This is a genomic window from Herbaspirillum lusitanum P6-12, from assembly GCF_000256565.1.
In the GTDB taxonomy this organism is placed as follows: domain Bacteria; phylum Pseudomonadota; class Gammaproteobacteria; order Burkholderiales; family Burkholderiaceae_D; genus Herbaspirillum; species Herbaspirillum lusitanum.
The window spans coordinates 1-7,279 of record NZ_AJHH01000504.1 but is presented as its reverse complement, the minus strand read 5'-3'; the positions used below and the strand labels follow the sequence as shown (position 1 = coordinate 7,279).

At 62.8% G+C, this 7,279-nt stretch carries 6 protein-coding genes; all 6 read left to right on the top strand.

What is annotated here, in order from left to right; genetic code table 11:
- Nucleotides 1-1,120, top strand: a 1,120-nt coding sequence (locus tag HLUSI_RS29210) for a winged helix-turn-helix domain-containing protein (protein WP_016835122.1), incomplete at its 5' end; no start/stop codon positions are given.
- A 460-nt stretch (nucleotides 1,121-1,580) separates the two neighbouring features.
- Nucleotides 1,581-2,936 carry an MFS transporter gene (locus tag HLUSI_RS0117080; protein WP_016835121.1) on the top strand — a complete coding sequence of 452 codons (1,356 nt, stop codon included), beginning with the start codon at nucleotides 1,581-1,583 and terminating at the stop codon, nucleotides 2,934-2,936.
- Between the two features lie 13 nt (nucleotides 2,937-2,949).
- On the top strand, nucleotides 2,950-5,523 hold the full coding sequence (gene nirB / locus HLUSI_RS0117075) for a nitrite reductase large subunit NirB (protein WP_016835120.1): 2,574 nt from the start codon (nucleotides 2,950-2,952) through the stop codon (nucleotides 5,521-5,523).
- Between the two features lie 21 nt (nucleotides 5,524-5,544).
- On the top strand, nucleotides 5,545-5,901 hold the full coding sequence (nirD, locus tag HLUSI_RS0117070; protein WP_029363646.1) for a nitrite reductase small subunit NirD: 357 nt from the start codon (nucleotides 5,545-5,547) through the stop codon (nucleotides 5,899-5,901).
- A complete protein-coding gene (locus HLUSI_RS29205; RefSeq protein WP_016835118.1) occupies nucleotides 5,898-7,172 on the top strand; it encodes an NAD(P)/FAD-dependent oxidoreductase in 1,275 nt (424 codons plus the stop codon). The genes nirD and HLUSI_RS29205 overlap by 4 nt, the downstream gene beginning before the upstream one ends.
- 13 nt (nucleotides 7,173-7,185) lie before the next feature.
- Nucleotides 7,186-7,279: hypothetical protein (locus tag HLUSI_RS34975; RefSeq protein WP_414087034.1), on the top strand; the 94-nt coding region annotated here is incomplete at its 3' end.

The window sequence follows — 7,279 nt, the reverse complement described above, 5'->3', positions numbered from 1 at the left end:
CGTGCCCGCGCCGTTCGGCGACGGCGCGACTGCGGTGCAGTTGGCCGCGGAGCATCTCGGCTATGTTCAGATCGACACCATCAACGTGATCGAGCGCAGCCACCACCACATCCTGTATACGCGTATCCCTGGATACAAACTGAGCGACCTGGAGCGGGCGCAGTCGGTGGACAAGTCAGTGTTCGAATACTGGACGCATGCGCTGGCCTATGTGCCGACTGTCGAGTTCCGTCATTTCCTGCCGGAGATGGAACGGCGCCGCCTCAATCCACACGCCTCTTTTGCCGGCGTCGACAAAGCCGACTACGCCGCGCTGCTCAAACGCATCCGCAAGGAAGGCGGTCTCTCGATCCGCGACATTGACGACGACGTGCTGGAAGAAAAGACCCATCCCTGGGGCAGCCGCAAACCATCGAAACGCGCACTGCGCTGGGGCTTCTTCATCGGCGACCTGGTGATCAGCAAGCGTACCGGCATGCTCAAGACCTACGACCTCGCCGCTCGTCATTTCGACTGGCCGCGACGTCCCGCCCCAGTGAAGGAAAAACAGTTCGCGCAATACCTGCTGCGCCGCGCGCTCAAGGCGCAGGGCATGGTCAGCCTCGATTCGATTTGTTACGGCAGCGTGCAGGCCAAGCCGATGGTGAAGGAACTGATCGCCGCCGCCGTCAAGCGCAAGCAGTTGGTGGCGGTGCATATTGAAGGTGCGCCGAAGCAGCCGCACTGGATAGCCCCGGCGCTGCTCGACGCCTTGTCCGACGGCATCATCAACCCGGCATCGAGCGAACGCGTGCACATCCTCTCGCCTTTCGATCCGCTGGTGATCCAGCGCAAGCGGCTGGCGTTGTTCTTCGATTACGAACACCGCTTCGAAGCCTATGTGCCGGCGGACAAGCGTGTGCTCGGCTACTTCGCTTTACCGGTGCTGATGGGCGACCGCATCGTCGCCGCGCTCGATCTCAAGATGGATCGCAAGAACGGCAAGCTGCTGGTGCAGCAATGGACGTGGATGGAGAAGAAATCGACGGCGCTCAAGAGCGCCATCGAACAGGAACTGCATCGCTTCGAGCAATTCCAGAAGCAGTCGATGCGCATCGTGCTACCGGTTGATGGAAATTAAACTCCCGTGAATGACCTGAGGCCATGTTGAGAGCCAGGCCATCGGCGGCGGCAGACCAACGCTGCCGGAGGATTGCCTGATCCTGCAAAGCACCGGATTTTCTTGCACAAAGGCAAGTCCACGCCCGATTGAGGATGCGGCCCAAAACGCCCGATGCACCGCACCATTTGCGAGCAGCCTGCACCGCGACACATCACAACATGACATATATCGTTGCATGCCGTGCTGCGGCAGGCCACGTTCCGGCACGTCCGAATCGCCTCCAAAGCCCTTCCCCATCAAGAATTCCGGTGCTCTGGCACAGCCTTTGCATATGTCCGTGCATGGATCAACGACGATCCAGCAGCTTTCACTATTTTTAATGCCGATCTAAAGACGGATCTGCAGGACAACGGCGTCCGCTTAGCTTGGCATTCATGCCTTGCCGAGCGGGCGCCTTTTTGTTTTTAACGGGATAAAAATGGCCGCAACTCCTGACAGCAGAGACCTCCATAGCAACAGCTCCAGCAAGGCGAGCAAGATCCGGCTCTTTTCCATCGATACGCCGCAGATGCGCGCCTTCCACCTGACCTGGATGGCCTTCTTCGTCTGCTTCTTCGCCTGGTTCGCCTGCGCGCCGCTGATGCCGGTGATCAAGGGCCAGCTCGGCCTGACCGTGGAACAGATCGCCAACATCAACATCGCCGCCGTCGCCGTGACCATCCTGGTGCGCCTGATCATCGGCCCGCTGTGCGACCGTTACGGCCCCCGCAAGGCATACACCGGCCTGCTGCTGATCGGTGCATTGCCGGTGATCGGCGTCGGCTTCGCCCAGACTTATGAAACATTCTTGTTCTTCCGCCTGTGCATCGGCGCGGTCGGCGCAAGTTTCGTGATCACGCAATATCACACCTCGGTGATGTTCGCGCCCAATGTAGTCGGCACCGCCAACGCGGCAACCGCCGGCTGGGGCAATGCCGGCGGCGGCGTGGCGCAGGGCCTGATGCCGCTGCTGCTGGCCGCGATGCTGATGCTGGGCGTGGGCGACAACCTCGGCTGGCGCGTCGCGCTGCTGGTGCCGGGCCTGATGATGCTGGCGATGGCGGCGCTCTACTGGCACTTCACGCAGGATTGCCCGCAAGGCAACTTCGACGAATTGCGCGCCGCCGGCATCGCCATCGAAAGCGGTAAAAAAGGCGGCTGGGCCAGCTTCCGCGCTGCCAGCGCCAACTACCGCGTGTGGATGCTGTTCATCACCTACGGCGCCTGCTTCGGCGTGGAAATTTTCATCCACAACATCGCCGCCATCTATTACGTCGATCACTTCGGCCTGTCGTTGAAGAGCGCCGGCATCGCCGCCGCCAGCTTCGGTTTGCTGGCGCTGTTTGCCCGCGCGCTGGGCGGCATCATCTCCGACAAGGTGGCATTGCGGGGCGGCCTCAATCGCCGCGCCACCCTGCTGTTCATCATGATGCTGGGTGAAGGTCTCGGACTGCTGTGGTTTGCCCATGCCGGCAGCGTCACGCTGGCGGTCACCGCGATGCTGTGCTTCGGCCTGTTCACCCACATGGCGTGCGGCGCGACCTATGCGCTGGTGCCGTTCATCGATCGCAAGGCGCTGGGCGGCGTGGCCGGCATCATCGGCGCGGGCGGCAACGTCGGCGCGGTGCTGGCCGGCTTCCTGATGAAGGGCCTGGGCGACACCCAACAGACACTGAGCATGCTCGGCGTGCTCGTGACGGTCTCGGCGCTGTGCGCGGTCGCCGTACGCTTCACTACCAGCGACAAGAACGACGAGCCGACACCGGCCGTTGCAGCCAATAACATCCCCGCCTGAGGAGAACCTGATCATGAACATCATCGTCATTGGCCACGGCATGGTCGGTCACAAATTCCTGGAGTCGCTGGCTGAAAGCGGCGCGTCCAACCTCAAGGTCACCGTGCTGTGCGAAGAGCCTCGTCCGGCCTACGATCGCGTGCACCTGTCCGAATTCTTCGCCGGCAAATCCGCCGACGACTTGTCGCTTGTGGCGCCGGGCTTCTTCGACGCCGGCAAGAGCCCGGTGGACTTCGACCTGAAGCTCAACGCCAAGGCGCAGAACATCGACATCACCGGCAAGACCGTCACGGTCAACATCAACGGCGCCGTGGAAACACTCGCCTATGACAAGCTGGTCATGGCCACGGGCTCTTACCCTTTTGTCCCGACCGTCGCGGGTAACCAGCGCAAGGATTGCTTCGTCTACCGCACCATCGAAGACCTCGAAGCCATGCTCGAGTGCGGCAAGCGTTCCAAGACCGGCGTGGTGATCGGCGGCGGTCTGCTCGGCCTGGAATGCGCCAAGGCGCTGCGCGACATGAACCTGGAAACCCACGTGGTCGAATTCGCCCCGCGCCTCATGGCGGTGCAAGTCGATGAGAGCGGCGGCCGCATCCTGCGCCAGAAGATCCAGGACCTCGGCGTCACCGCCCACACACAAAAGAACACACTGGAAATCGTCGACGGAAAAACCGGCACCCACCGCATGAACTTCGAGGACGGCACCCACCTCGACACCGACATGATCGTCTTCTCGGCCGGCATCCGTCCCCGCGACGAACTGGCGCGCGAGTCGGGCCTGAAGGTCGGCGACCGCGGCGGCATCGTGATCGACAACAGCTGCATCACCTCCGATCCCGACGTCTACGCCATCGGCGAATGCGCGCTGTGGAACGGCAAGATCTTCGGCCTGGTGGCGCCCGGCTACGACATGGCGCGCACCGCCGCCAAACACATGCTGGCGCACCTGAACGATGCCGCCGAAGTGCAGCAATTCAACGGCGCCGACATGAGCACCAAACTCAAGCTCATGGGCGTGGACGTCGCCAGCATCGGCGACCCGCACGGCAAGGAAGCCGGCGCACGCTCCTATCAATTCACCGACGAACGCAAGCAGATCTACAAGAAGATCGTGGTCTCCGAATCGGGCAAGCACCTGCTCGGTGCGGTCATGGTCGGCGACGCCGCCGAATACGGCACGCTGCTGCAGATGATGCTCAACCGCATCGAACTGCCGGAGTCGCCGGAGTTCCTGATCCTGCCGCAAGCCGACGGCAAGGCCAAGGTCGGCCTCGGCGTCGACGCCCTGCTAGACTCCGCGCAAATCTGCTCCTGCAATAACGTCTCGAAGGGCCAGCTGTGTGCGGCAGTGGCGTCCGGCGTGACCAACATCGGCGACCTCAAGAGCTGCACCAAAGCAGGCACCGCCTGCGGCGGCTGCGTGCCGCTGGTGACGCAGGTGATGAAGGCCGAGATGAAAAAGCAAGGTCTCGCCGTCAACAACCACGTCTGCGAACACTTCCCCTACTCTCGCCAGGAGCTGCATCACCTGGTGCGCGTGAACAAGATCAAGAGCTTCGGCGACCTGTTGGCGCAACACGGCAAGGGTCTCGGCTGCGACGTCTGCAAGCCGGTCGCGGCCAACATCCTGGCCTCGTGCTGGAATGACTTCGTGCTCAAGAAGGAACACGCCAGCCTGCAGGATTCGAATGACTACTTCCTCGGCAACATCCAGAAGGACGGCACCTATTCGGTCGTGCCGCGCATGGCCGGCGGCGAAGTCACGCCGGACGGCCTGATCGCGGTCGGCCAGGTCGCCAAGAAGTACGGCCTCTATACCAAGATCACCGGCGGTCAGCGCGTCGACCTGTTCGGCGCCCGTGTCGAGCAATTGCCGGACATCTGGGAAGAACTGATCGCCGCCGGTTTTGAAACCGGCCACGCCTACGGCAAGTCGCTGCGCACGGTCAAATCCTGCGTCGGTTCGACCTGGTGCCGCTACGGCGTGGACGATAGCGTCGGCCTGGCGATCGAACTGGAGAACCGCTACAAGGGCCTGCGCTCGCCGCACAAGATCAAGTTCGGCGTGTCCGGCTGCACCCGCGAATGCGCCGAAGCGCAAGGCAAGGACGTCGGCATCATCGCCACCGAAAAAGGCTGGAACCTGTACGTCTGCGGCAACGGCGGCATGAAGCCGCGCCATGCCGAACTGATCGCCTCCGATCTCGACAAGGCAACCATGATCCGCTACATCGACCGTTTCCTGATGTTCTACGTGCGCACCGCCGATCGCCTGCAACGCACCAGCACCTGGCGCGACAACCTCGAAGGCGGCCTCGACTATCTGAAGAGCGTGGTCATCGACGACAAGCTGGCCATCGCCGCCGAACTGGAAGCCGACATGCAGCACGTGGTCGACACCTATGAATGCGAATGGAAGAAGGCCGTCACCGATCCCGAGACGCGCAAGCGCTTCCGCCACTTCGTCAACAGCAAGGAAGCCGACGCGAACGTCAAGTTCGTTGACGAACGCGGCCAGATTCGCCCGGCCACGGTAGCCGAGCGCAAGCTGATCGATATTCCTGTGGTCGCCGAAGCGATCTGATTCCTGAGAGAGGAAATGAACATGCACAGCGACCGACAAATTGAACACTGGATTGAAGTCTGCGATATCGCCGACATCGTGCCGAACACCGGCGTCTGCGCCCTGATCGGCGGCGAACAGGTGGCGGTGTTCCACGTCATCGAAGGCGGCAATAGCGAGACCCGTGTCTTCGCCATCGGCAACTACGACCCGAATGCGGACGCCTCGGTGCTGTCGCGCGGCCTGGTCGGCAGCATCGGCGAACGCATCGTAGTGGCCTCGCCGATTTATAAACAACATTTTGACCTGCAGACCGGCGAATGCATCGAAGCGCCCGAACATTCGGTGAGCGCCTACCCTGCGCGCCTCGAACACGGCAAGGTGTGGGTGGGCGCATGACTATCGTTCCGGCACCTGTAGCTTCCGCAAAAAAACCGTCGCTGGTCGTGATCGGCAACGGCATGGCCGGCATGCGCACAGTCGAAGAATTGCTGAAGCTGGCGCCGGACCTGTACGACATCACCGTGTTCGGCGCCGAGCCGCACGGCAATTACAACCGTATCCTGCTGTCGCCGGTGCTGGCGGGAGACAAGAGCATCGACGACATCATGCTCAACACGCGCGACTGGTACGTGCAAAACAATATCACGCTGCACGCCGGCGATCCGGTCGAGAAAATCGACCGCCGCCGCCGCACCGTGCGCTCCCAGGCTGGCGTCGAGATCAAGTATGACCGCCTGCTGCTGGCGACCGGTTCCAAGCCATTCATCATCCCGGTGCCGGGCCATGAACTGCCGGGCGTGATCGCCTTTCGCGACATCCAGGACGTTCACATCATGCTCGACGTCGCGCGCAACCATCGTCACGCCGTGGTGATCGGCGGCGGCCTGCTCGGGCTGGAAGCGGCCAACGGCCTGCTGCGCCAAGGCATGGACGTGACCGTGGTGCATGTCACCGACAGCCTCATGAACCAGCAACTCGACAAGCCGGCCGCCGCGCTGCTCAAGAAGGCGCTGGAGATGAAGGGCCTGCGCTTCCTTCTCAATGCGCAGACCGAAGCCATCGTCGGGCCGGATCGCGTCACGGCGGTGCGCTTCAAGGACGGTTCGGAAATCCCGGCGGACCTCGTCGTGATGACCGCCGGCGTACGCCCCAACATCGGCCTGGCCAAGGAGGCCGGGCTGCATTGCGACCGCGCCATCGTGGTCGACGACACGCTGCAGACTTACGATCCGCGCATCTATGCCGTCGGCGAATGCGTGCAGCACCGCCAGGCCACCTTCGGCCTGGTCGCGCCGATCTGGGACCAGGCCCGCGTCTGCGGTGCGCACCTCGCAGGCGCAGGGCATCGCCGCTATGTCCAGCAGGCCACTGCGACCAAGCTCAAGGTCACCGGCGTCGACCTGTATTCGGCCGGCGACTTCATCGGCGCCGACGACACCGAAGACCTGGTGCTGCGCGATCCGCGCCGCGGCATCTACAAGCGGCTGGTGCTGCAAGGCAGCCGGCTGATCGGCGCAGTGCTGTACGGCGACGTCAAGGACGGTCCGTGGTACTTCGACCTGATCCGGGAAGGCGGCGACATTTCCGCCATCCGTCATCAACTGTTGTTCGGCCAGACCATCTCCAGCCAATCGCAAAGCCAGACCCCGAGCCCTCAGGCAGCCTGACCAGGAAACCATCGTGAACCTCTCCCAAGCTCCGCTCTCGACCGTCGGCACCAAGACCACCTGCCCGTATTGCGGCGTCGGCTGCGGCGTGCGCGCCGCCATGCAGG